The sequence below is a fragment of the Pseudobacteroides sp. genome (genome assembly GCF_036567765.1).
GTDB lineage: Bacteria > Bacillota > Clostridia > Acetivibrionales > DSM-2933 > Pseudobacteroides.
The window spans coordinates 132,879-158,643 of sequence record NZ_DATCTU010000122.1 but is presented as its reverse complement, the minus strand read 5'-3'; the positions used below and the strand labels follow the sequence as shown (position 1 = coordinate 158,643).

Here is a 25,765-nt window from a genome sequence, read left to right as displayed (position 1 = left end):
TCCATATATCATTTAATTGTAGAGAAAGGTGAAAAACTTTTGGGAGATAAGGGCGGAAAGGCAAAAAATGTTCTGGTATTGGGGCTTGTAGGCATTGCAGGTGTGCTGCTGACAATAATAAGTGATTTTATTTTGATTGGGCGACCCAATTCAGCAAGCTCATTTCTTAAGCTGGGAACTGAAAGTATGGCTTATTTGCCGGATTGGAGAATAACTGCAGGTGCTTTTATGGGTATAATTGTGCTACCTTTTCAGCTGGCTGGACTGATATCTGTTTATCAGGGATTGAAGCCATCAGGAAGAGTTATGCAGCTGATAGTAGTGCTTATAGAAGCCCATGCACTAATAATGGGAGTTGCGTTTCATGTATCATATGCTTATATCGGAACAGGCTGGAGACTTCATCACCAAGCCGGAATTGGAAATGAAATTACATTGGAGTTGGTAAAAAAGTTTGATTACTATTGGAATATAATAGTTTTTATTATGCTGGCAGAGCTTTTATTTAGCTCAATAATTTATGCAGTATTAATAATTAGAGGCAAAACAAGGTATCCTAAATGGATGGCGGTATTTAACCCACTTTGTATATCGCTTTTATTATTTCCGCTAATTTTTATACTTCCTGCCCCCATTGGCGGGTTTATGGGTCCGGCGTGTTTTAATATATCTACGTTGACATTTATGTGTCTGTCAACGTTTGTGATTTATAAAAAATTAAAAAGCACTGAAGACCGTTGAAGCGTGTGCATTTGCATTATTAAGACTGATTTTTTGCAGTATATCAATCAAGAAAATTTTTGCAATATCTTACTAATGCAAAGTGATTATTGCAAAATATATAGAAAGAGAAGGGAAAATGGAAAAAAACAATTTTGATAATTATAAATTGAGTGATGAAATAAAAAAGGCAGTAGACATTCTGAATTATAAAAAGCCTACATGTGTTCAGCACCAAGTTATACCCGCTGTATTGGATGGAAAGGACATTATAGTGAAGTCCCAGACCGGAAGCGGAAAGACTGCAGCTTTTGCTATCCCTATTTGCCATTTAACCGACTGGGAGGAGAACAAGCCCCAGGCATTAGTGGTTACGCCTACTAGAGAGCTTGCCATACAGATAAAAGAAGATATTTTTAATATAGGCAGGTTTAAAAGGCTTAAAGTAGCTGCAATAGTAGGCAAATCTCCCTTTTATAATCAGGAAAAGGAGATACGGCAAAAGACTCACATAGTAGTTGGCACACCTGGTCGTATAATAGACCATCTTGAAAGAAATACACTGGATACATCAAAAATAAAATACCTTGTCTTGGATGAAGCAGATGAAATGCTTGATATGGGTTTCATCGAGCAAATTGAAACTATAATACTCGGCTTGCCAAAAGAGAGGGTGACAATCCTTCTATCAGCTACAATGCCTAAAGATATACAGGCTTTATGTGAAAAATACATGAGACAACCTATTTACGTGGAAATAGAGGATCAAAATCCTGCGATTGAGAGAATATATCAGGAAAGGTATGTCGTAGATCAACGAGAAAAGATGCAGCTTTTACGCGATATAACAATAGTTGAAAACCCAGACAGCTGTATAATATTCTGTAATACAAAGCAAATGGTGGATCAGGTCTATAATAGGCTGGCCAATTTAAATTATGCTTGTGAAAAGATTCACGGAGGAATGGAGCAGCGTGACAGGTTAAGAGCTATTAATGACTTCAGGCAAGGCTGTTTCAGATACCTTATTGCAACGGATGTAGCAGCAAGAGGTATTGATATAGATGATATTTCACTTGTCATCAATTATGATATACCTAGGGACAGTGAAAGCTATGTTCACAGAATAGGCAGAACAGGGCGTGTAAATAAAGAAGGAAGAGCAATAACCTTTGTAACTCCAAATGAAGATAAGCTGCTAAACAATATACATAAATATATAGGCAAGGAAATTCCCTTGAAGGAAAAGCCTGAAAGAGAAACTGTAAGCAGCTTAAAGCAGGATTTTATTGAGAAGACAAATGCTGCACCTGAAATTAAAGAAATAAAGGGTGCACAACTCAGCAAGGATATAATGAAACTGCACATCAATGCAGGTAAGAAAACAAAGATGAGACCCGTTGATATTGTGGGCACTCTCTGCAACATAAAAGGCATGACTTCGGAGGACATAGGCATCATCAATATAATGGATGTATCAACTTTTGTAGAAGTACTGAACAATAAAGGAGAATTGGTTTTGGAGGAATTGCAGGGCAGACCTATAAAGGGAAGGATTCGTAAGGTAAGCAGAGTCGATATTTAATATGCTTCTTTGCTTATTCAAATTCCTTAAGACCCATGGCATTGTAGACATTACGGGTAATTGTAGTGTCTACTTCCAGGTTATTGTCCTTCAGAAATTTAATCAAGGCTCTTTTTAAATCATCTTCATATATTCCCGATTCGTATCCATTGAAATAACCAAGCTCCTTAAGTCGTACTTGGACAGCCAGGACATCTGCTCCCCTGTCCCCGGGTATTAGATCCCTAAAGCCTGTTCCAAAAGGGCCGAAGGTTCCGTTTTTGATTATCACAGGTGTGCCTGTTGGAACAGTGTCATATAACTCTTTTACGTCCCAGTTGAACATTCGTATACAACCATGGCTTACGGCCCTTCCAATGGAGCCCTGATCTGTAGTGCCGTGAATACCGTATTCACCCCACTTGACATTCAAACCCAGCCAATGCCCGCCAAACCCTTCACCCCATTTACTTTTGTTTACGATTTTCCAACTGCCTATGGGAGAAGGCCATTTCGGGTGGCCTGATGCTATGGGATATAGCTTTATGCATTTACCATCTTCATATAAATATAATGTTTTTTCGTCTACTTGCACCAGTATCATATATTCAGGTTGATTTTTTATGGCATGTTTTGCTCTGCTGCTTTGCACCCAATAAATGAGATAACCGCCTGCTAATACTATTGAAACTATTATGAGGGAGATAAGCAAAAAAAGTTTGCCTTTTTTTATAATTAAAATCATCAATTCCACCCCATAAATATATATGCGGTATGAAAGAATATAGAATAGCAGAAATAGGCTGCTGCAAAATACCTTTTAACCGGATAATATTGTGATCTATATTTTCAAATCTGCACAGTATTATGTGATTAAGTGGTGGTTTTGCATCAGCCTCTTATGTGCATCTTATATGCTAACTCATGATAAAAAACCTACTTCACTGTACCCGAAATTGGGATTCAGCAAATTACTTTTAAGCTTGCCCACATTGATCTTCTGCTTCATTAGTGCACCTATTACACCTGAATTCTTGATGTCCCCGAGAAAAATCATCCCAACGATAGTATCATCTCTTATTACCAGCTTGCGGTAAACCACATCTATAGGCCTATAGTCCAGGTATTCTTCATACTCTGGACCATCAGGAGCTGTGATTCCCATTGAAATCATAGGAATTTCCCTGAATTCTGAAGCATTCTGCATGCTGATAAGACTGCTAAACTCACGAGCTACGCCGGCCATGTTACTTCCGGCAGTTTCGCCCTGAATTACCGCATTTGGCCAAATAGGGCTTAAAGATTTTGCTTCAGTTACGGCATCAATGGATTCTACAACATCTCCAGCTGCATACACATCTTTTATTGAAGTCTGCATGTATTTATCAACTGTAATACCCCTACCCACAGCTAATTTCTGAGCTTTCATAAAGCCAAGGTTAGGTCTTGAGCCCGCTGCGGCAATAATCATGTCGGCTTTGAACCTTCGCCCGTCATCTAAAATAACTGACTTGGTATTTACCCCTGTAAACATCTTTACGATGTTTGAATAAATAGAGGAAGTCACCTTTGAAATGGAAGCATTTAAAACAAGTCGTATTCCTTCCTCTTCCAAACCGTTTTGAATCATACCGGAGGCTATTTCATCCAATTGTCCCGGAAGCACTCTCGGAGCTCTTTCAATGACAGTTACCTCCTTGCCTTTTTTATAAAGGTTAAACGCTGCTTCCAGCCCCACGAAACCCGCTCCGATGATTATAATCTTCCTTGCGTCTTTAGAGTCCTCTATGATCCTTTTTGTATCATCAAGGGTACTTAAAAAGTACGTGTTGGACTGACTTATACCTTCTATCGGGGGAAGAAGCTGGGTGCTGCCTGTTGCAATCAAAAGCTTATCATATTCATAAATTGAGCAGGATTTAATATTATCATCTGTATTTTCAGTCATTACTTTTTTTAGCTTGAAATCAATGTCGGTAACCTTTTGGCTGTAATGAATATTAATACTATTCTTCTCATAAAAATCTATATTGCGTATATATAATCTTTCCTCGGAGAGCTCCCCTGATAAAAAATCCGGAAGCAAGCACTTTGAATAGACCGCGTATTTTTCTGAAGAAATGATGGATATATCACCATTTTCATCAAGCTTGCGGATTTTTTCAGCTGCGGCTATGCCCGCAGCTCCGTTTCCAATAATAAGGTACTTCACTGTTCATCACCACCCTGATCTGAAGCAATGTTTTCCAGAGACAACTGCCTCTTGTATTCTGCAAATTCTTCATCCTCCATATACACTATAGCACCTTTTGGACATGAATCCACGCAGGCCGGTGATCCTCTTTTGACGCATATATCACACTTGACGGCAATTTTTCTGTCACCATCCTGTTTGAGGGATATTACCCCAAATGGACAGGCCATGACGCACATCCAGCAGCCGATGCACTTTTGAGGATTAAACTCATTTGATACAATGCCTGTTTTCTCATCCTTCTGCATTGCTCCGGTCATACAGGCCTTAACGCATGCAGGCTCCTCACAGTGACGGCATACCAGGGGCACAGGGCTCCTTTCAACCACCTGAAGGTGTATCCTTGTAGGCTCGGAATCTCTGATCGATGCATAAAACTCCGAATCGGCATGTGCCTTCTGGCAAGCTACCACACAGTTCATGCAACCATTACATTTTTCTTTGATAACATATATTCTCTTCATAGAAACTTGCCTCCCTTATTCCTAAATACCAAGAGCTTTTCTTTTAGAAACAATATGGCTTTCAATGGCTTCAGCCGCTTTTACCATATCCTGCTCAACGCATACCTTACCGCCTACCAAAGCTTCAACATCCTGTGTGAGAATCCTTACAACACCAGGTGCTCCCGCAACCGGCGGAACCGGGCCAAGATGGGTGAGAAGTCCAAAGGTTACTGCAAAGAAACCGTCGGCTACAGCTTTTTGCTCAAGATACTCCGGTGCTGATGCTGCTACAGGAAGGTCGCTGGTATCAACACCAAGTGCATTGGCTATAGCTGTTACTGCAATACCTATCCTTCCGATGTCTATACATGAACCGAAGTTTAATACAGGGGGAACACCAAGGGCTTTACATATTCCCTTGAGCTTTTCTCCTGCGTATTTTGCAGCTTCCAGTGTCTGGAGGCCTTCAATCTGAGCACCGCTAGAGACGCATCCCGAGGTTATGACCAGGATATCTCTCTTTAAAAGTTCCTTTATTAGAGTGATGGAGGATGAGTCATGGCCGTTTCTGTTGTTAGTACATCCAACAACAGCTGCAATACCTTTAATTGCACCATCCTTTATTACGTTAAGGAGCGGGTCCAAGCTTCCGCCAAGGACGTTAAGCAGTGATTCAACGCCTACACCGGCGACTACTTCGGATTTATATTTAGGAATGTGAACTGCATTTACCTTGCCCCTGTTTTTATATGCTTCCAAAGCAAGATTGATAAGCTCTACAGCTTGTTCCTTAACCTTTTCAGGCTTGTAGTCGATATTTGTATCTACCCCTTCCATTCTTATGACATGGGATACTGATACAACCTTGGTATGAAACTTGTCAGCCGCAAGCTTCATACCAGGAATGGAACAGTTTAAGTCCATCATAACAAGGTCAATTGCACCAGTGGACACCATGAGTTCTTGTGTAAGCCAGTTACCAAGCTGCCCTGCATAACCCTTTCCGGCAGTACCCATTCTTTGAAGCAACTCCTGTCCTGTATCCATTGAACCGTATAGCTTGATGCCGTTAGCACCAAGTGCCTTTGCACGGTTTTGCAGCTCCTTATTGTTGGCAATTTCGTTAAGAACTGCCACAGCCACATATGGAACGTGACCATGGGCTACAATGTTAACTGTATTCGGATCTATTACACCAAGATCAGCCTCTGTTTTTCCTATCTGTGGATTACCCAAAATGATGTCCTGAAGAGTAATTGTGGCAATCAACCCCATATAGCCTGTTGCAATTGAAAGCTTCATTGCAGTGAGCAAGAGGCTCACAGGGTCTGTGTTTATATTGGACATTGTCATTGTCATTGCGTCTCTTAGCTCAGATAAGGGTCCGCCAGGAATAATTCCAAGCTTGCCCCATTTCTCAAGCCTGCCCTTTGGTGCAAGGAGCTCTACCAGTTTCAAGGGTTCATTTGTTCCTTTTCTAAGTTCATTCGTTATGGCATCTGCAAGATCAATTGCCAATGCGTTCTTTTCTTTTTTATTGTCAAGCCCAAGAAGAGCTGCAACTTCTCTTAATTTACCTTCTTCATATATAGTATAAGGGGTCTTGCCCTGTGCAGTAGCCCTTAAGGTATCGATAGCCTCCTCCAATTGGTGGCAGTAAGCTGAAAGGCCGTGACACTCAAGTCTTAACATATTTCTGGCGGCAATAGTATCTGCTGTAGCTCCGCAAATTGCTCTCGGTGCTTTGGGAGTTATTCGGCAAGGTCCATGGGAGCAAAGCTGGCAGCATACACCTTCCATCCCGAAGCCGCACTGCGGGAGCTGATCCTGGTATCTGTCAAATGTCGTCTTTATTCCAAGCTCTTTTGTTCGTATGTGCATTTCCTGAATAGAAGCATGTGAAGATGTACATGTTCTGCAATCACCTATACATTGTGTCATAATATTTATACCTCCTGATAAAAATTCGATAATTCATAGCCCATTTATCAATTTCTCTGACTCTATGTTAACAATTTAACAATTCGAAGTATGTGATTACAATCACTTTGAAATTGCAAATTAGGGGTTGTTTAACTGGAAATTTTAATCAAAATAAAAGTTTTTAATTAATAATATATGGGTAAAACTATTCTTGATGCGTAAGAGATTATGGTGAACTTGTTAAAGAAGGTGTTTAAGTGGAAGTTACAGGTTGCAGTTGTACAGTGGATGAGCACATGTCGTGTGCCGGGCGTGTTCCTATTTTTTCATCCCTCAACAAGGATGAATTAAGGCAGGTCGTTTCTTTGATAGTGCAGAGAAGGTATGAAAAAGATTCTCTAGTCATATCGGAAGGAAGCGTACCCCAGAATTTTATTGTTGTAAGCAGAGGTAAGATAAAGGTTTATGGCTATTCCCAGGATGGAAAGGAACAAATCATGTATATTCTAACCAATGGGGATTTTTTCGGAGCACGCAACCTTATCCATGACAGAAAGGCTGACTTTAATGCACAGGCAATGGAAGATACTGTTGTTTGTATGATACAGAGGCAAAAATTCCAGGAACTTCTATTAAAGTTTCCAAGTATTAGCATTAAGATTATGGATGTATTGTGTGACCGGCTTGAAAAAATGGAATCCATGTTCAGAAAAATTAGCCCGAAGGATGTTGATTCGCGGGTAAATATGATGCTTTTGGAGCTATCTCAAAAGTACGGCAGAAAACAAGATAATGGAACTTTGATTGAGCTTCCCATGAGTAGAGAGGAAATGGCCAACTACATCGGTGTGGCGAGGGAGACTGTCAGCAGGAAAATCACTTTGCTAAAAGATGAAGGCATAATAGAAATTATGGGAAACAGAAAGATTTTGATAGTAAATGAGGAAGCTCTAGAAAGCTCAATCTGACATGTAATAAAGCATATTTCAGTTTTTGTGATCGCAATCACAGTCCGGGATTATAATCAGGTATAAAATAAAAATGATATAAAAGAAATGGGGGGAAGCAATTATGAGTCTTTTTCTAGGTAAAATACACTACTGGCTGTACAATAAAATCCTTTGGTTTGAGGGAATTGAAGATGAGATAGTAAACAATGCAAAGAGTAAATATAAGGACATGGATGATTTGGTGAGCAGTATTAACAATAGGTTCGGAAAATCAACAGGTCGACAGCCTCTTGAAGAGGTAATAGACAATTCCAATATTCACGGCTGGCTGCAGCAGAAAATTGAAAGTGCCGAGCTAAGGCAAGCAGCACTGGTTACGGAACTCTTGAAGCGAGAGCCTTCAAACAAGGCTGAGTTTCTTAGAATCTACAGAGAGCAGGGCGAGGCTGCTGCAAGGGAATATAGGAGCAGTGCGGATACTCCCCAGGAAATATTTAATGCACTCAATGATTTCATCCTGGAGGGTATGCCTTGTGACAGGGTAAATGAAATTGTTTCAAGCAATGATGTGGAGTTTGTCTGGCAGACAACTATGTGCCTTCACAGGCCTCACTGGAACCAAGTAGAAGGTGATGTGCAGAATTTCTATGATCTTAGGGAAGCCTGGGTCAAAGGATTTGTTGAAACCATTAATAGTGAGTATAAGTATAAGAAGTCAGAAGGCGGCATCAATAAAATATTTAGCACGGCACTTTAAGTAATAATAAACTTTGATAAAAGAATGAAAAAATTTTTTAGCGAGGGCTATTTTATGGGGAATAAAGTGCTGGTTGTGGATGATGAGGAAAACGTAACAGAGCTTTTAAAGCTGTATTTGGAAGCCGAGGGATTTGAAGTGGGTACGGCAGGTGATGGATCAAAAGCCGTAGAGCTAGTGAGGTGCTTTAAACCGGATATTATAATTCTGGATATTATGATGCCATACAAGGATGGGTGGCAAGTAGCCCGAGAGTTACGCAGCGAGTCACAAATACCTATTATTATGCTGTCTGCCAAAAACCAGGAATCGGATAAAATTTTGGGATTGAATCTTGGGGGAGATGATTATATTACCAAGCCATTTTCCCCAGGAGAAGTTGTAGCAAGAATCAGGGCTGTGTTAAGGAGGACGGGGAGTAAAAGCCAGGGTAAGGAAATTATTGAGGTTGAGTGCTTGACTATTGATTTTTCAAAGTATGAAATTTTTTTAGGAGGGGTAAAGGTTCCTTGCACTCCTAAAGAGGTCGAATTGTTATGGATATTGGCAAAGAACCCTGGTAGGGTATATACAAGGGAACAGCTTTTGGATAAGGTATGGGGGTATGATTACCCTGGGGATTCGAGGACAGTGGATACCCATATAAAACGTTTGCGGCGAAAAATTGAAGACGGGCATCCTTTTTCTTATCTGCAAACGGTTTGGGGTGTAGGGTATAAGTTTGAGGTGATTAGGAATGAAGAAGAGTTTGTTTCGGAGACTTCTTAGTACATATATATTGGTTATTTCATTAAGTATAGGAATAGTAAGCATACTATTCTATATTTTTTTTAGCAGCTATTATTTTAAGCTTGAAGAAAAGCAGCTTCGCCTGCAAGCAGATGAAATGGCATCAGTTGTCAGGCCGTACTTGCAAATGAATGAATATAGCAGAGTAAGGGAAACAGTCGGTATTTTTAATAAGGTAAGTATACCGAATCTTTGGGTTGTGGATAAAAAAGGGGAAATCATCGGCGGACCGGTAGGAGAGAAGAATTTGGAGAACGAATGTCCCGAAGAGGATGAGCTGCAAAAGGCTCTAGACGGCAAGCTGTCTGTTAGCAGGGGAAATACGGGTCATGAAAAGGAACCGGTTCTTTCAATTGTTTTGCCTGTATACGGTCAGGATGAGTTGATTGGAGCAATATATATATGCCACTCTCTTTCAGAAATAAGAGGAAGTATTCTGAATGCATTGAAAACTGTTGTAGTAGCAGGATTGTTAGCTGTAATAATTGTCATTGTGGTGAGTTTCTTTATCTCCAGAAATATAACCAGGCCTGTCATCGAAATTACCGAGGCTTCCTTGGAAATGGCTGAGGGCAATTTCAATAAAAAAGTCAAAATTCACTGCTATGACGAAATCGGAAAGCTGGGAGATACTTTTAATTATATGAGCAGTGCACTTCAAAAGTCACTTAAGGACTTAGAGGATGAAAGGGATAGGATGTGTGAGATGGAGAAGATTCAAAGGGAATTTGTAGCCAATGCATCACACGAAATAAGGACTCCCCTCACATCTATAAGAGGCTATCTTGAGGCTATACTTGATGGAGTTATCGACAATCGAGAACAGGAATTGAAAGTTATAAGGACTATTCATAAGGAAACCCAGAGATTATACAGGCTGGCCAACAATCTTTTGGATCTGGCCGGATATGAAGGCTCCAACATAAAAGTTACAGGGAAAGAGGTCAATATAAACGAGATTATTGTCAGGGTAGTATCAAAACTTACAGCCCTTGCGGAAGATCACCAGATTGATTTAGATTGTGAGTGTCTTTCAACTGTGAGCACCGTATTGGGGGATGAAGATTTTATTGAAAGGATTCTGACTAATTATATTACCAATGCAGTAAGATTTACACCAGAAGGGGGATGGATTAAGGTAAGAAGTGAGCTGGCAGGGGAGGAAGTACATATCCATGTAGTAGATTCAGGAATTGGTATTCCTGAAAAGGATTTGCCTAAAGTCTGGGAAAGGTTTTACAAAGTAAATGAAACCAGGCATATGTCCAAGGAAGGAGCGGGACTTGGGCTGGCACTGGTAAAAGAGATGGTGGAAAGGCTTGGGGGTAAGGTATGGGTGAAAAGTGACGAAGGCGTAGGTTCAGTTTTTAGTTTCAGCTTAGGTATTTTCAAATAATTAACTGGTCAATGGGGCATTTCAAAAAGCTGAATTAATGATATTATACAAAAAATAGTTGAATAATGTTTTTTTTGAAATGCCCTTACCTGTAAATTGATTTAATGTTACGAAAAAGTTCACAAATAATCCCTATGGAGTACAAAAGTGCCTTGTAAAATAAAAATATATTCAAACACAGATTGAATAACAAATATTTAAGGAGGCATGATGTATGAATAAGATAGGAAAGGTTATCAAAATTGCAGGGATGTCTATAGCGGTTTTAGCAGCTTCAATGTTGTCTGGGGTGGTAGTTAATGCCCATTGTGATACAGTAGACGGTCCGGTTGTTTCAGATGCAAAGAAATCAATTGAGGACAATAATATTAATTACATTTTAAAATGGGTGAAGCCCGAAGGAGAGAAAGAGCTGACAAAGGCATTTGAGCTCTCAATGAAGGTAAGAAGCCTAAGCCCTGAAGCACAAACGCTTGCGGATAATTATCTTTTTGAAAACCTGGTTAGAATTCATAGAGCGGGAGAAGGTGCACCATTTACCGGAGTTAAGCCTTCTGGAAGTCCTGTGGACGAAAAAATACTGGCTGCAGACAAAAGTATTGAAGCAAGGGATATGTCACCTTTGGAAAAGTTTATACCTGATGACCATAAGGCTGAACTAAAAGAGCGATTTGAAAAAGTAATGAGCTTAAAGGATTTTGATGTTAATGATGTGGAAGCCGGGAGAGAGTATGTAGAAGCATATGTTGCCTTTTTCCATCTTGCTGAGGGTGAAGAGAGCGGAGAAAAGCATGGGGAAACCGGTGAAGCAGGGCATACTAAAGAAACCGAGGCAAGTCAAGTAAAAGAAATTGGGGAATCCCATAAAAATGAAGTTGATGCGGAAAACTCATACTTGCAGTATGTCCCATGGATTCTATCAGCAGTATTTTTGTTAACATCAATACTTTTAGGGATTCCTTTCTTTAAAAAGCAATCTGGAAGCAGACAAGCATAAAAATTACTTCTTTTCTATGGCAACACGCCAGAGTATTGACTTAAAGTGTATGAAATATTATTATTTACACAAAGACAGCGTATACTTTAATTGTACGGAGGTGATTTGTGTGAATAAAAAAACAGTATGTAACTGTGAGAATTGCCAGCACCGATTGTGTGTTTCCAGGGTTCCCATTTTCTCCGGCCTGGCTCAGGAAGAATTAAGCAAGGTAGCTGCCCTTATAGTAAAAAAGAAATACGAAAAGGGTGAGCTCATAATAATGGAAGGAAGCTGCCATGAAAGCCTGATTATAATAGATCAAGGACAGGTGAAGGTTTTTCGTTATACTGTAGAAGGTAAGGAGCAGATCCTTTATATATTTGCCCAAGGCGATTTTTTTGGAGAAAAAAACCTGATGAAGAATCAGGAAGCCTCGTACAATGTGGAAGCATTGGAGACAACAAATATTTGTATGATTAACAAAGAAGATTTCCAGGGACTTTTGCGTGATTATCCGGAAATAGGTATCAAAATCATAGAAGAATTGTGCAGCCGTATGGAGAAGATTGAAGGAACAGTGCAGAGCATGGGAACTAAGAGTATAGAATCACGTATAAATGGAGTGCTATTGGACTTTGTTGAGAGATATGGCAAAAAGCATCATAACGGGATTCTTGTAGAGTTGCCTTTAAGCCGTGAAGGTATAGCCAATTTTATCGGCACCGCCAGGGAAACAGTAAGCAGAAAATTAAGTGCTCTTCAGGATGAAGGGGTTATTGAAATGATAGGAAATAAGAAGATTCTAGTACTTGATGTGGATGCTCTTTACAAATAAAAGTTTGATTGAACCAAATAATAGATCAGCTAAAAAGCCTGGGAAATATAAGTCCCAGGCTTTTTAGTGTCTGGGAAAATATAGCGTATTCAAACCGCAATTTCTCACGAAATTATGACTCAAATCACAGAGAGATTACTAAATATAAATTAAGATTAGATTAAAGACTACAAAACAAATTAAGCTTGTTCATGATGATAGAAATGGAGGAAATTAATATGGCAAAAACACTGGACTTATCAAAGACGGTATATGAATTGTGCAAAGAAGATCCGCAGTTGATTGAAATTATGAAGGAACTTGGCTTTGATCATATTACAAATACAGCGTCTTTAAATACAGTAGGCCGTTTTGTAACTATTCCCAAAGGCACGGTAATAAAAAGCATGGACTTGGAAAAAATAAAAAGTGAATTTATAAAAAAAGGGTATAACATCATAGAATAGGGAGGCGGTACTATGAGTGAATATATTAATAACCGTGAATACAGGCAAAAGGTATTAAAGGAACTTATTTTGGAGCTTCATAGCGGAAAAAGCGTAGAAGATATCAAACCACGCTTTGAAGAGCTTATACAGGGGATTTCACCTACTGAGATTTCTGAAATGGAGCAGGGACTTATAATGGAAGGAATGCCTGTGGAAGAAATTCAACGCTTATGCGATGTACATGCTGCGGTTTTTAAGGGCTCAATAGAAGAAATTCACCGACCTCAAAAGCCGGAAGAAATACCGGGGCATCCTGTTCATACATTTAGGCTTGAAAACAGGGAGATAGAAAGGCTTATTAATGAAAAAATCAATCCCAATCTGGAAGCATTTAAAAGCACAGGCAGCAGTGAAAAATTAAAAGAGCTCAATGGCGACTTTAACCGGCTATGGGAAATAGACAAACATTATTTGAGAAAGGAAAACCTGCTTTTTCCCTATATGGAGAAGTACGGTATTACGGCTCCGCCTAAGGTTATGTGGGGAGTAGATGACGAAATACGTGCATTAATCAAAGAAACAAAAGTACTTATCTCAAAGTATAACGACAATCCGGGTCAGGTGGCGAATAAGGCAAGCGAGGCTGTAAATAAAGTGTCCGATATGATTTTCAAAGAGGAGAATATTCTTTTCCCAATGGTTTTAGAGACACTCTCTGAAGACGAATGGCAGAAGATCGCTGGGGAAAGCGATGAATTAGGCTACTGCTTAATAGAGCCAGAAGCTCATTGGAAGCCTGCTAAAGTAAATATTGAAGAAAAAGGACAAGAAAAAGGTGATATCCCATCAAATAATGGGTATATAAAGTTTGAGACAGGCATCTTATCTCCAGAAGAATTAAATGCAATGCTTAATACATTGCCTATCGACATATCATTTGTAGATAAGGATGGAGCGGTAAAATATTTTTCTCAAGCAAAGGAAAGGATATTTCCAAGAACCAAGGCTATAATAGGAAGACAGGTGCAGAATTGCCATCCCCCTGCAAGTGTTCATATAGTGGAAAAAATCATAGAGGATTTAAAGTCGGGAAGAAAAGATCATGAAGACTTCTGGATCAATATGAGAGGCCAGTTTGTATATATAAGATACTTTGCTGTAAGAAATGAAAAGAACGAATTTCTTGGTACGTTGGAAGTGACACAGAACATCAAGCCTATAAAGGAAATAACCGGTGAGAAAAGGCTGGTATCAGATCAGTGATATTTGGAAGCATATTTCCATTTATAGAATAAATAATTAACTTTTGATAACAAAAATGAGGAGGATAATAACATGAAGGTAACAAAGGATATGACTATTGGACAGGTAATCAGGACTAACCCACAGGCAGCACAAATCTTAATGAGCTTTGGCATGGGCTGTATAGGATGCCCGTCTTCGCAGGCTGAGACATTGGAAGAGGCATCAATGGTACATGGCATAAGCATTGACAAATTGTTGGTTGCGTTAAATCAGGATTAAAAATTAATTGACCAAAAAAAGATGTTCTCAATTTTAAGTTGAAATGGGTGGTGTTTTATGAATTGTATCGAGCTAATGGTAGATGAACATAAGTATATTAAAAGAATGCTTTCTGTTATCCGAAAGCACTGCAATAAAATACTAAATGGTGAGAATGTGCGGTATGAGGACTTCTTCAAAGTAATTGATTTTGTTAGGAACTATGCTGACAAGCACCATCATGGAAAGGAAGAAGCTTTGCTTTTTGAGAGGATGACAGAGGAGCTTGGGCCGGCAGCGGATAAGCTTGTCAGGCTCGGTATGAATGTGGAGCATGATCTTGGCAGGCTTCACATTTCGGAGCTGGAAGCTGCTGTCAAGCGTGTGCTTGAAGGGGATAGTGAAGCAAGGCTTGATGTCATTGCCAATGCAATTTCATATACCCATCTATTAAACAGACACATTGACAAGGAAGATGGGGTAGTATACAAATACGCCCGAAACAATCTTTCAAAGGAAACTATGGAGAGGTTGGAAAACGAATGCAAGGTATTTGAGCAAAAAGCCCGGGAAGAAAAAATACAGGAAAAGTATATTGGGCTTTTGGGTGAGCTTGAATCCCAGGCATAGGAGGATTAGCAGTATTCTAAAAGGAGAGCCATGGCTCTCTTTTTAGAATACAATTGCTTCAGTATCTTTGAATATTTGTGCTTTTCCCTGTTTTAAATCGGAAAGCAGCAGAGTATCCTTATAATGCTGAAATTGTATAGTCAGGAAATTGCTGTTAGATGCGATATACTTTCCATGCCTCTTCCTAATCTTTCTGCTTAATTTATCAAAAACTATTATTTCATCTTCAGGCTTCATATCACTTAATCTCATATAAATACCTTCTCTCATAAATTGGATAATCGTTTATTTTTCATTTTTAGTATTTCCCGTTATTTTAGTTATAGTCAAATATTTATAAAATTTTTTCAGTTGGAATCCCACGTTGTATGCTAAAGAAACAAGAGTGTATATTTATCTTTTTAACTGCCAATAATAAGTTTCGATGGTTGTTGCATGGTATTACTGGCTTTAAAAGGAGTGAACCGATTGATTAATATAAAGAAGATTCTGACAGACTTGATTTCCTTTAGGGAGCCTGCAAAAACAGAGACTTTTATCTTGAAGGAGACACAAAGGGAAGCCGAGCTTAATGAGGAAAAGTCACAAAAAAAAGAAGAGCGTGTTAAAAAGAAAAATGAAGGTGTTCTTACAAAGCTTAACAGCCCTAAGGGTGATAAAGCGGAGGAAAAGGAAAAAGGTAAAAAGTCTGATATAAGCAGTATGCTTTCAGAAAACCTGAACTTTATTAAGGAAAAATTCAGTGTTCCAACAAATGGGGACATAGTAATCCGGGAATTTGATATTATTGTAAAGGATAAGGCTATACCAGCCTTCATGGTATTTATAGATGGAATGGTTGATAGAAAGGTTGTAAATTCCGATATACTGCAGCCTCTTATGATGTTGTCCAGTCTAGATATTAAAAGTCAGGCAAAAGATATTGCCGAATATATCAAAGGTAATATACTGCCTCACAATCAGATAAAGGAAGTTTCAGAGCACCAGGACGTAGTGGATGATGTTAATTTCGGCGGGTGCGGGATTTATATTGAAGGATTAAGCGTAGCATTTACGGCTGACGTAAAAGGATGGCAGGCAAGGGGGGTGGAAAGGCCCAACACCGAACTGGTAATCCGCGGGCCTCAGGAAGGTTTCAATGAATCCCTGAGGGGAAATACCTCACTTATAAGAAAAAGGCTTAAGGATGAAAATCTTATTGTGGAGAACCTGCAAATCGGAAGAAGAAGTAAGACACCTTGTTCCATGCTTTATATAAAGGATATAGCCAACGATTCTCTTGTAAAGGAAGTAAGAAGAAGACTTAAAAAAATCAAAGTGGACCATATACTGGATACCGGGGAGCTTGAGCAGTTTATTGAGGATAACCCTTTTTTGCCTACACCCCAGGTATTGGCCACCGAAAGGCCGGACAGAGTATCGGCGATGCTTGCAGAAGGCCGGGTTGCTATCATAATGAACGGCAGTCCTTTTGTTATAGTTGTGCCTATAACAAATCAGGATCTGGCTCATGCTGCTGAGGATAACTATCTCAGGTTTCCCTATGCAAATCTATTGAGGATTGTAAGGGTTGGTGCAGTATTTATGTCACTGTTGCTTCCAGGAATATATATAGCCATAACGGATTTTCACCACGAAATGATTCCTACAGACCTGCTCCTTGCCATAGCATCAGCCCGTGAAAGAGTTCCTTTTCCGGCTATAGTAGAAGTACTTATTATGGAAGTGTCCTTTGAGCTGATCCGTGAAGCGGGTATAAGAATACCTGGTCCTATAGGTCCTACACTTGGTATTATAGGAGCTTTAATATTGGGGCAGGCTGCTGTTGCTGCCAATATTGTAAGTCCCATACTCATTATAATTGTTGCAGTTACAGGAATCGGATCCTTTGCTATACCCAACTTTTCAGCAGGATTTGCATTTAGAATACTAAGATTTGCATTTATACTTCTGGCAGCTTCGGCAGGCTTTTTAGGAATAACTACCGGTATATTCCTTATTGCATTATGGTTTGTTAATGCAAAATCCTTTGGAGTACCTTATGTATCACCGTTTGCACCGCGTACATCAGGCAGTTTTGTTGAAAATGTATTAAAAGCACCTGTTTGGAAACAAGAAAAACGTCCTGATTATATGAATGTGAAAAAAGATAAGATGCAGCCAAAGTACAGTAGAGCTTGGGATAGAAGTGGAGATAGCGGTGCAGAAGAGGAGGAAGAATAATGAAAATAAAAAGGGCTGTAGGCATAATCATTATTTTATTCTCATTTTGCGGGCTTATGACAGGGTGCTTTGATAAAAGAGAAATAGATGAGCTTGGCTATGTCATTGCACTTGGAGTTGATAAAGGTAAAACCAATGTACTAAAGTTGACATTTCAGATAGCAAAGCCCCAGGCAGGAGAGGGAGGCGGAGGCGGAGGCGGGGGAGAGCAGCCCTATAGCAATGTTACCGTTGAGGCACCTACAGTATATGCGGGGATTAACATGGTAAACACTTTTACCAGTAAGCAAATCAATATGTCACATAACAAGGTTGTGGTATTTTCCAGGGAGCTTGCAAAAGAAGGGATTGAATCCTATCTGCATGCATTGTTAAGAGGAAGGGAATTTAGGCCTAGTATGTATATGGTGGTTGCAAGGAATTCTGCTGAAGAATACCTAAAAGCTGTAAAACCTGAGCTGGTATTAAACCCTTCAAAATATTATGAACTTACTTTCCAAAGCTACAGCTATACAGGATTTATCCCAAATGTGCAGTTCCATAATTTCTATAAGTATTCCGAGTCACTGTACAAGGATCCTGTAGCAATATTGGGAGGAGTAGGGAAGTTTAAGTCATCGGATGAATTTAATGTGGATAAATCAACCTTCAGGGAAAGAGGACGAGATATCCCATTTGGAGGTGACTTTTATGCTGGTGATGTAACGAAAACAGGAGGGGTTGGCTCAGAGAACATGGGTCTTGCGGTGTTTAATGGAGACAAGATGGTAGGCGAAATGGACGGAAGCGATGTAAAATACCTGTTGATGGCAACAGGTGAGTATGGACATGCCTACTGGACAATAAAAGACCCTAAAGAAAAGGGTAAATTTATCCTTCTTGATATTAAGCAAAGCAGAAGGCCCCATCATAAGGTGAATCTGATCGATGGGAAGCCCCTGATTGATGTTAAAATAATTCTTGAGGCGGATATCTTATCTATTCAAAGCACAATAGATTATGAGCAGGGAGGGTTGTCAAATTTGCTTGAAAAGTATGTAGAAGAACAAATCGGCAACGATATGAAAGTATTCCTGGAAAAGACATCAAAAGATTTTAATTCGGATATATGCGGTTTTGGCTCCTATGCAAAAAAGTACTTTTTGACTTGGGAAGAGTGGGAGAGGTATAACTGGAAATCCAAATATAAGGATTCCACCTTTAATATAGACATAAGCTTTAAATTGAGAAGGCCAGGCCTTATCTTAAAGACTCTTCCATCAGTTGACTCGGAAGGTGTGGAGGAAAACAAATAATGGTTACAGCAGACAGGATATTTATAATAATTTTATTACTTTTGATAGCTATATATACAATAAGCTTTGGCAGGTGGACATGGAAAAGAAAAAACAAGCTTGGAGCTGTTATGGTTTTTCTTGTTGCACTAGCCACAGTAGCCCTTCCTGTATATGTATTATTTGTAAGAGAAGGCTAAAGGCATGGAGCAAAGCAAAAGTAAAAGGTAGGAGGCTTGAATGGAAAAGAAAATTGTTTTCGGTAATTGGGAAGTAGTAACTATTCTAATCAATGTGATATGCACTAAAATATTCTTAAACTACCCCCGTATGGCTACAGAGCAGGGCGGTACTGCAGGATGGATTTTTACATTATACATTTCTCTTCTGGCATTTTTAGGCTTTTACATCATTCAAAGGCTCTACAAGTCTATGGAAGGTAAGGACCTTATAGATATCGGAGAACATGTCGGCGGCGTCATAGTAAGGGTGTTGGTAGGCACTACTATTATAGTTTTTCTGACATATGTTACTACTGTATACCTTCGCACCTTCAGTGAGAATATGAAATTGGTAGCATTGACCAATTCACCCCTAAGTTTTGTAGAGCTCTTTTTCCTTGTATGTATGGTAGCAGGTGCTTACTTTGGATTGGAGGCTATCGCAAGGCTTCATGCCATAGCAGTACCTGCCATAGCAGTAGGTTTTTTGATCATTATGATTGGAGTAGCCAACTATGTAGACTTTTCGCAGCTTTTGCCAATTATGGGATATGGCCCGTCAAAAATTTTCGGTGAAGGGGTCATGAAGGTTTCCATCTTTGCAGAATTATTGCTGCTGTTTCTTATGGCACCATATATAAAAACAAATAAGAACCTTAAATCATCTGGCTTTTGGGCGTTAGGTTTTTCATCATTTTTTCTATTCATTTCGGCATTGGTTTTTGTTACTGTCTTGCCTGTTCCGTTGGCACTTGAAAGGACTATTCCTATTTTTCACCTGGCCAGACTTATCAATTACGGAAGGTTCTTCCAAAGGATAGAGTCTGTATTTATTGTTATATGGGCCGCAGCATCACTACTGTTTGTTACTGTTAACTTTTATTTTATACTCCACACCTTTAAAAAGACATTTAAGCTGGAATACTACAAACCGCTCATTTTGCCATTTGCCATTCTTATGATGACATTAAGCTTTTTACCAGGTAATCTTATAGATGCAGTAAAGCTTGAGGTTGATTATTTTAGAAACTGGGCTTGGACCGTTACTTTTGGCATGACCATTGTATTGCTCCTAATAGCCGGGGCGAGGAAGAAAAAACATGGTAAGGCCTAATCCACAGATAATTCAGGGCATTTCAAAAATATTTATTAAAATAAAGCTTGCAGAGTACTAATGAATCAAATTTTTGAAACGCCCCATAGAATTTCAGGATTATAAAATCCTATTGCGATCTTTTTCTGCCCCAAATATTGCTACATTCTGATCAAATAAAGAAAAGCTGTTGTTCTGCCATGCCAAAGAGTTTAAAACATATCCTAAGGCATCAGCATTATACCTACCTGCAATCCTTTGATAGGCCAGAAGTTCATATACTTTATTTGAATCAAAGTCAACAGGATACAAGCCGCTTAGGGGATTAACAAATCCGGTAATAGGGCTTTTGAGAACACCTTTTTCATCATAGATCTCATTTAGATAGTCTTCACCTTTAAGTGATATATCCAAAATGTAGGTTTCTTTATTTCTTTCACTATGTACTTCAACCTTATAGTTATTCTTATAGTTAACTTCATATCTATAGTATTCATTAAATACCTTATAGTCAAAAATCAGCTTAGGCATATTGTTATAAAATGAATAGATATAATGATACATCATTCCTCCGCTGCCGCCGGATGTAATGCTTATCAGGATATCATCCACACCGTTTCCTGTAAAATCACCCAAAAATAATGTTGGGTTGTAACCGGCATTTTCTTCAAGGGGTATAACTGCCGGTGCGTAAGCCGTCCCATCCTGAATTAATAATGTAATATTTTGTATAAATGGGCTATCGGCTGTTTTTATACCGGTTAAAAACACATTTTCAGGTATGCGGTTACCGTTTACGTCTCCTCTTGCGTAAGCTACAATACCAGGGGATTCGGCTCTATAAATATACATATGATCTCCTTTATGGTGATAATACATTGCACACTTATAAATATTCCCTGAATAATAATTGGGTTACACTGAGAGTGTCATAATCAAAAAATATATAATATATTAGCATATAATGTTAATATATTATGAGGTTAAAGAATATGTTTGAGCAGAATTATCAGCAGTGTTCTGCTGGGTATTATTATTTGATACGACGGGGAGATACGTTCTATGAAATAGCAGATCTTATAGGTTTGCCTCTTGATACCCTCCTTAGGGCAAATCCTGGAGTAAATCCATATAGACTTATGATAGGTCAAAGGGTATGCATACCGTATGTTACCGGAACATTGCCTCTTATAAAGAATATACCTGTGTTTGTGGAAGGTCAGACTGAAAACAGGGAGGCCAGACTTTATAGAAGTGATCAGGGGTACTATATATATGTCCTTAATAATTTCACATTTACCGGTGAGGAACCTGGAAGGGACTTGGTATTCTCCAACTTCGATAGCCGTTTTGATGCCAGAATCGAAATGCTCCCACTTAACGCAGACATAAATGAAATCCGTAAAAACTCTATCGTTGAGTTGCAATATGTTGGAACTCCGGTCGAGATGAAGGGAGAAGAAATTTTTGATCCTTTCTTTAGAAAGGCTGCATTCTTCCTGCATTCTTCCAGCAGCACTCTATCAAAGAATATAATTCTTATAAGGATAGGGAATAACTTGTTCAGGTTTACTGTTTCCATACCCAATACTGAAGCCGCAGAAGGATTAGGACCCAGCATTTATGCAATGCTTAAAACAATTTTTGTATGACTACTTAGATCAGGATATATATTTTAAATATGTTGTTATCTGGGGGGATTAAAGTCCCCCAGAAAATTGATCAATAATTATTTTGTCTCAGGTATAAAGGTGGCACAGTCTGTTTGTTCTGAATCTGCTGCATTTCTTGGCTGAACCTCTATTCTTTCGGCAGAACAATAATCTCCGGACATATAATAGTGACATGAGTTTACTATGCATTTAATTCCGCTGTTAGGTCTGTCCATTTTTTTAACTGACATATAATACCCTCCCTAAAAATCCTATTATTTATAGTTCAAATTTAATTATCAAACTTCCGTATTATTATTCCTCCAATGTAATAAATAAATACTGAAAGCATTTTCTAAGTTATAAATATGGAAAATATTTCAGTTTAGTCTCAACGAAATTAATATTTAAAACTCAGTTCTAAATACCGATATATTAGCGACATATGCCCATAGTAATTATTTATACAGAAGAAGGTGGTAATAGTGGGAAATATAAAGAAGGTAATAATTATAGAGGAAGATGAAGAAAAGGCACTGGAGTTATCGAATAGATTGCAAGGGGAAGGTTATAATATAAGCTTTTCTGAAAACATAGATGACATAGTTCATTCAAATGACACTTTTCATAAAATGATGGACAAACTGCCGGTTCTTATAAAACGCTTCGGTACAGATAATAAATGCAATTATTTAAATAACGCCTGGCTTCAATATACAGGCCGAGAAATAGAGCAAGAGCTTGGAGACGGTTGGGCAGAAGGTATACATCCTGAAGATATGGAAAAATGCTTAAAAATATATGAAGGGGCATTTCATAAAGAAGATTCATTCCAAATGGAATACCGCTTGAGAAGAAATGACGGAGAATATAGGTGGGTTCTTGCTGCAGGGACGCCAATTCATTGCAACAATGGAAAACTGTTAGGATACATTGAGGCTGTATGTGATATAAATGACGGTAAATGTATTGAAGAATCATTAAAGGAAAGTGAGGAGAAATACAGGCAGTTATTCCATAATTCTACTGATTCTATTTTAGTGCAGGAAATACGTGATAATGGGATGCCCGGCCCCTTTATTGAAGTTAATGATACAGTTTCAAATGTATGGGGGTTTTCAAAGCAAGAACTATTAGAGATAGGTGCGGTAGATACTATTAAGTATGATATTATCGGCAGTGTAGATGAAGTACAAAAAGATATAAAAGAAAAAGGCTGTTCGGCTTTTGAAGCTTATACTTATACCAAAAGTGGTGAAAAAAAACAGGTAGAAGTAAATTCCTGCTGTATTACACTAAATCGCAAAAGAGTGTTTCTCACCATTGTAAGGGACATCACCGAGAAAAAACAAGCCGAAATGACTATAAGGGAGAGTCGGGAAAAATACTATTCTCTTCTTATGAACATGCGGGACGGATTTGCTTTTTATAAAGCTGTTTTTGATGAAAATGGAAATCCTTTTGACTTTATTTTTGTGGAAGTCAATAGCATTTACGAAGGTATAGTAGGAATGAGCAGAGATAAAATCTTAGGCAACAAGTTAACTGAAATAATACCGGGTGTAAAAAAATTACAACAAGATTGGATCGGTATATGTGCCGGGGTTGCTTGCGGCAAAAAACCGATAAGGGTGGAAGAACATTATTCGCATATATTTAATAGATGGTATTCAATTTATATATACAGTCCTGAGTATGGTTATTTTGCTGCTATTTATGAGGATATAACAGAAAAGAAGCTTGCTAAGGAATCCATACTTCAGAGTCAGGAGAATTATCGGTTATTATTTGGTAATATGATTAATGGCTTCACATATAACGAATTAATAATGGATCATAATGGTAAACCCATTGACTATATTATGCTTGAGGTAAACGATGCTTTTGAGAGGTTTACCGGTATAAAAAAAGAAAGTGCAATTGGAAAAAAAGCTTCTCAGGTTTATAAAAGTCATTTGAATCCGACGTGGCTTGAAAAATGCTATAATGTTGCTTTTAATGGAGAGTATTATACTATTGATGATCTTTATTCAGAGGAAATGATGAAGTGGTATTCCATTATTATTTATAGCCCTAAAAGAGGCTATTTCGCAATCATGTTTGATGATATAACAAGTAGGGTAAAATCCACAATGGAGCTTGAGGAAAGTAAATCCAAATATCAGAATTTACTTATGAATATGAACAGCGGTTTCGGATATTTTAAGATTGAATTTAATGAGAAAGGTATTCCGGTAGATTGCTTTTACATTGAGATTAATAAGGTGTTTGAGGAACTTATTGATTTAGAAGCCGATATGGTAATCGGCAGAAGTATTATTGAAGTATTTCCGTTTAACAAAATCCTCATGGATAGATTCTTAGAAGTTTTTAAGATGGTAGCTTTAGAAGGCATTAGTTATAAAACTGATGAGCTTTATCTGGATGACTTGGATAAGTGGTGCTCCGTGTATGCATATAGTCCTGAGAAGGGGTACTTTGCTATTATCATAAATGATATAACTATCGAACGAAGAACATTGGAGTTGCTTAAAAAAGCCAAAGAAGACGCAGAAACAGCAAATAAGGCCAAGAGTGAGTTTCTGGCAAATATGAGCCACGAAATAAGGACACCGTTAAACGGCGTAGTTGGGATGATTGATCTTACTTTATCTACAAGATTGACTGAGGAGCAGAATGAGAACTTAAACATTGCTAAAAACTGTGCAAACTCGCTTTTGATAATCATAAACGATATATTGGACTTCTCAAAAATGGAGGCACGTAAACTCAATCTACAGGTTATAGATTTTAGCCTTAAACAACTAATCGAAAATATAATAAAGTTTCACTCACACATTGCCAATGAAAAAGGGCTAGAGCTTAATTACATGCTCCCATCCAACATACCGGAGTTTGTAATGGGTGATCCTTATAGGTTACAGCAGATTCTTAATAACCTTATCAGTAATGCTATTAAGTTTACCAATATGGGCAGTGTTACTCTTGCAATAAAGAGCAGTGAGGTTGATGATGGAAATTTTATACTAAAGTTCGCTGTTTCTGATACAGGAATTGGTATTGCCCATGAAGAAATGGATAAACTTTTTAAAAGCTTCAGTCAGATTGATGGCTCATACACAAGAAAATATGGCGGAACAGGACTTGGTCTTGCTATATCCAAACAACTGATTGAATTAATGGATGGTACCATTTGTGTGGAAAGTGAAAAGGATAAGGGATGCACATTTAATTTTACCATAAAGTGTAGAAAGTCTAAATACTGTGGTATTGAGCAAATGAAAGAGGAAAAACAGCTCAGTTCACAAAGCCATTTTCGTATCTTATTGGCGGAAGATAACGAAATCAATCAAAAGGTTGTAGTAAAAATCATCCAGAACAGAGGATGGGATGTAACTGCTGTAAATAATGGAAGAGAACTTCTTGACGTTTACCGACATGGAAAATTTGATCTGTTATTAGTAGATATTAATATGCCCATAATGGATGGTTTTGAAGCAACGCGTCAAATAAGAATAATGGAAAAGGGTACCAAATATCATGTTCCTATTATAGCATTAACGGCTATGGTTATGAAAGGTGAAAAAGATAAATGCCTGGAGGAAGGGATGGATGCATATGTTTCTAAACCGATTCAACTTGAGGAGCTCTATAACACCATAATCAATATAATGGAAAGACAAAAGCAGATTGAAATCCCTCAGGAACATCAATACCTTACTTTCGATTTTCTGAAAGAACAGTTTAAGGATGATAAAGACTTTATAATTGAATTAATAAAGAATTTTCTATCCTATTATCCTCAAATATTAGGGGATCTAGAAAGTGCAATAGAAGATGAGGATGAGGAAATAATTGGATTTAAAGCCCATAATTTAAAAGGGTTGGTTGCAACATTCAGCTTCAAAGAGGCTTTTAATCTGTGTGCAAAGATTGAGGAGCAAGGTAAGCTTGGCCAAAAAGATGCTGTGAAAGATACTTTTAGCAAATTGAAAGACGAGCTGTGTAAAATTCAGGAAGCACTGCTATCCATGGACTGGGAAAAAATATGAAGAATATTTAACACAAGCAGCGTCCAATATTTCACCTCAGCATGTACTTAATCTTGATTTAATATATTTTCTATAT

25 protein-coding genes are annotated in these 25,765 nt (G+C 38.3%); 18 read left to right on the top strand and 7 right to left on the bottom strand.

Annotated elements, in window-relative coordinates; translation table 11 throughout:
• Window positions 1–39 precede the first annotated feature (39 nt).
• Together VIO64_RS21130 and VIO64_RS21125 are read left to right on the top strand one after the other, a co-directional pair.
• On the top strand, window positions 40–741 hold the full coding sequence (locus VIO64_RS21130; protein ID WP_331921728.1) for a DUF6796 family protein: 702 nt from the start codon (window positions 40–42) through the stop codon (window positions 739–741).
• A gap of 118 nt (window positions 742–859) precedes the next feature.
• Window positions 860–2,305 (top strand): DEAD/DEAH box helicase, encoded by a 1,446-nt coding sequence (locus VIO64_RS21125; protein ID WP_331921727.1) that lies wholly within the window; start codon window positions 860–862, stop codon window positions 2,303–2,305.
• 13 nt (window positions 2,306–2,318) lie between these two features.
• Here the strand turns inward: VIO64_RS21125 and VIO64_RS21120 are convergent, their stop codons facing one another.
• The 4 genes from VIO64_RS21120 to cooS form a co-directional block, all read right to left on the bottom strand.
• Complete coding sequence (locus tag VIO64_RS21120) at window positions 2,319–3,029, bottom strand: L,D-transpeptidase family protein (protein ID WP_331921726.1); 711 nt, start codon at window positions 3,027–3,029, stop codon at window positions 2,319–2,321.
• 177 nt (window positions 3,030–3,206) lie between these two features.
• Window positions 3,207–4,496, bottom strand: a complete 1,290-nt coding sequence (locus VIO64_RS21115; RefSeq protein ID WP_331921725.1) for an NAD(P)/FAD-dependent oxidoreductase — start codon at window positions 4,494–4,496, stop codon at window positions 3,207–3,209.
• Window positions 4,493–5,002, bottom strand: coding sequence for a 4Fe-4S dicluster domain-containing protein (locus VIO64_RS21110; protein ID WP_331921724.1), 510 nt, complete (start codon window positions 5,000–5,002; stop codon window positions 4,493–4,495). Before VIO64_RS21110 ends, VIO64_RS21115 begins: the two co-directional genes overlap by 4 nt.
• A gap of 21 nt (window positions 5,003–5,023) precedes the next feature.
• A complete protein-coding gene (cooS, locus tag VIO64_RS21105) occupies window positions 5,024–6,925 on the bottom strand; it encodes an anaerobic carbon-monoxide dehydrogenase catalytic subunit (RefSeq protein WP_331921723.1) in 1,902 nt (633 codons plus the stop codon).
• Window positions 6,926–7,164: 239 nt separating this feature from the next.
• Between cooS and VIO64_RS21100 the strand changes: the two genes are divergently transcribed.
• The 10 genes from VIO64_RS21100 to VIO64_RS21055 all read left to right on the top strand — a co-directional run bounded on the left by VIO64_RS21100 (window position 7,165) and on the right by VIO64_RS21055 (window position 15,174).
• Complete coding sequence (locus VIO64_RS21100; RefSeq protein WP_331921722.1) at window positions 7,165–7,875, top strand: Crp/Fnr family transcriptional regulator; 711 nt, start codon at window positions 7,165–7,167, stop codon at window positions 7,873–7,875.
• Window positions 7,876–7,978: 103 nt separating this feature from the next.
• Window positions 7,979–8,614 carry a hypothetical protein gene (locus tag VIO64_RS21095; protein ID WP_331921721.1) on the top strand — a complete coding sequence of 212 codons (636 nt, stop codon included), beginning with the start codon at window positions 7,979–7,981 and terminating at the stop codon, window positions 8,612–8,614.
• Between the two features lie 54 nt (window positions 8,615–8,668).
• The gene (locus VIO64_RS21090; protein ID WP_331921720.1) at window positions 8,669–9,382 is read left to right on the top strand and encodes a response regulator transcription factor; all 714 of its coding nucleotides are present in this window, start codon (window positions 8,669–8,671) and stop codon (window positions 9,380–9,382) included.
• Window positions 9,351–10,799: a sensor histidine kinase gene (locus tag VIO64_RS21085; RefSeq protein ID WP_331921719.1), complete on the top strand. Its 1,449-nt coding sequence runs from the start codon at window positions 9,351–9,353 to the stop codon at window positions 10,797–10,799. Before VIO64_RS21090 ends, VIO64_RS21085 begins: the two co-directional genes overlap by 32 nt.
• A 214-nt stretch (window positions 10,800–11,013) precedes the next feature.
• Window positions 11,014–11,796, top strand: coding sequence for a DUF6448 family protein (locus VIO64_RS21080; RefSeq protein WP_331921718.1), 783 nt, complete (start codon window positions 11,014–11,016; stop codon window positions 11,794–11,796).
• A gap of 109 nt (window positions 11,797–11,905) precedes the next feature.
• Window positions 11,906–12,613 carry a Crp/Fnr family transcriptional regulator gene (locus VIO64_RS21075; RefSeq protein ID WP_331921717.1) on the top strand — a complete coding sequence of 236 codons (708 nt, stop codon included), beginning with the start codon at window positions 11,906–11,908 and terminating at the stop codon, window positions 12,611–12,613.
• A gap of 218 nt (window positions 12,614–12,831) precedes the next feature.
• Window positions 12,832–13,059 carry a DUF1858 domain-containing protein gene (locus VIO64_RS21070; protein WP_331921716.1) on the top strand — a complete coding sequence of 76 codons (228 nt, stop codon included), beginning with the start codon at window positions 12,832–12,834 and terminating at the stop codon, window positions 13,057–13,059.
• 12 nt (window positions 13,060–13,071) lie between these two features.
• Window positions 13,072–14,304 (top strand): DUF438 domain-containing protein, encoded by a 1,233-nt coding sequence (locus tag VIO64_RS21065; protein ID WP_331921715.1) that lies wholly within the window; start codon window positions 13,072–13,074, stop codon window positions 14,302–14,304.
• A gap of 72 nt (window positions 14,305–14,376) precedes the next feature.
• Entirely contained in the window at window positions 14,377–14,565 is a 189-nt protein-coding gene (locus tag VIO64_RS21060) for a DUF1858 domain-containing protein (protein ID WP_331921714.1), read from the top strand.
• Window positions 14,566–14,622: 57 nt separating this feature from the next.
• Complete coding sequence (locus VIO64_RS21055; protein WP_331921713.1) at window positions 14,623–15,174, top strand: hemerythrin domain-containing protein; 552 nt, start codon at window positions 14,623–14,625, stop codon at window positions 15,172–15,174.
• A gap of 42 nt (window positions 15,175–15,216) precedes the next feature.
• Here the strand turns inward: VIO64_RS21055 and VIO64_RS21050 are convergent, their stop codons facing one another.
• On the bottom strand, window positions 15,217–15,426 hold the full coding sequence (locus VIO64_RS21050; protein WP_331921712.1) for a hypothetical protein: 210 nt from the start codon (window positions 15,424–15,426) through the stop codon (window positions 15,217–15,219).
• Between the two features lie 207 nt (window positions 15,427–15,633).
• Here VIO64_RS21050 and VIO64_RS21045 point away from each other — a divergent pair, with 207 nt between their 5' ends.
• The 4 genes from VIO64_RS21045 to VIO64_RS21030 are packed head-to-tail and all read left to right on the top strand — an operon-like array spanning window position 15,634 to window position 20,006.
• Complete coding sequence (locus VIO64_RS21045) at window positions 15,634–17,397, top strand: spore germination protein (RefSeq protein WP_331921752.1); 1,764 nt, start codon at window positions 15,634–15,636, stop codon at window positions 17,395–17,397.
• Window positions 17,397–18,692 carry a Ger(x)C family spore germination protein gene (locus VIO64_RS21040; protein ID WP_331921711.1) on the top strand — a complete coding sequence of 432 codons (1,296 nt, stop codon included), beginning with the start codon at window positions 17,397–17,399 and terminating at the stop codon, window positions 18,690–18,692. The genes VIO64_RS21045 and VIO64_RS21040 overlap by 1 nt, the downstream gene beginning before the upstream one ends.
• Complete coding sequence (locus tag VIO64_RS21035; protein WP_331921710.1) at window positions 18,692–18,871, top strand: hypothetical protein; 180 nt, start codon at window positions 18,692–18,694, stop codon at window positions 18,869–18,871. Before VIO64_RS21040 ends, VIO64_RS21035 begins: the two co-directional genes overlap by 1 nt.
• A 40-nt stretch (window positions 18,872–18,911) precedes the next feature.
• Window positions 18,912–20,006 carry a GerAB/ArcD/ProY family transporter gene (locus VIO64_RS21030; RefSeq protein ID WP_331921709.1) on the top strand — a complete coding sequence of 365 codons (1,095 nt, stop codon included), beginning with the start codon at window positions 18,912–18,914 and terminating at the stop codon, window positions 20,004–20,006.
• A 99-nt stretch (window positions 20,007–20,105) separates the two neighbouring features.
• Here VIO64_RS21030 and VIO64_RS21025 read toward each other — a convergent pair whose 3' ends face one another.
• The gene (locus VIO64_RS21025; RefSeq protein WP_331921708.1) at window positions 20,106–20,837 is read right to left on the bottom strand and encodes a VCBS repeat-containing protein; all 732 of its coding nucleotides are present in this window, start codon (window positions 20,835–20,837) and stop codon (window positions 20,106–20,108) included.
• Window positions 20,838–20,977: 140 nt separating this feature from the next.
• Here VIO64_RS21025 and VIO64_RS21020 point away from each other — a divergent pair, with 140 nt between their 5' ends.
• Window positions 20,978–21,637, top strand: coding sequence for a LysM peptidoglycan-binding domain-containing protein (locus VIO64_RS21020; protein ID WP_331921707.1), 660 nt, complete (start codon window positions 20,978–20,980; stop codon window positions 21,635–21,637).
• A 77-nt stretch (window positions 21,638–21,714) separates the two neighbouring features.
• Here the strand turns inward: VIO64_RS21020 and VIO64_RS21015 are convergent, their stop codons facing one another.
• Window positions 21,715–21,888, bottom strand: a complete 174-nt coding sequence (locus VIO64_RS21015) for a DUF1540 domain-containing protein (protein WP_331921706.1) — start codon at window positions 21,886–21,888, stop codon at window positions 21,715–21,717.
• Window positions 21,889–22,122: 234 nt separating this feature from the next.
• On the opposite strand from VIO64_RS21015, the gene VIO64_RS21010 reads away from it, so the two are divergent.
• Window positions 22,123–25,689 (top strand): PAS domain S-box protein, encoded by a 3,567-nt coding sequence (locus tag VIO64_RS21010; RefSeq protein WP_331921705.1) that lies wholly within the window; start codon window positions 22,123–22,125, stop codon window positions 25,687–25,689.
• The last annotated feature ends 76 nt before the right edge of the window (window positions 25,690–25,765 follow it).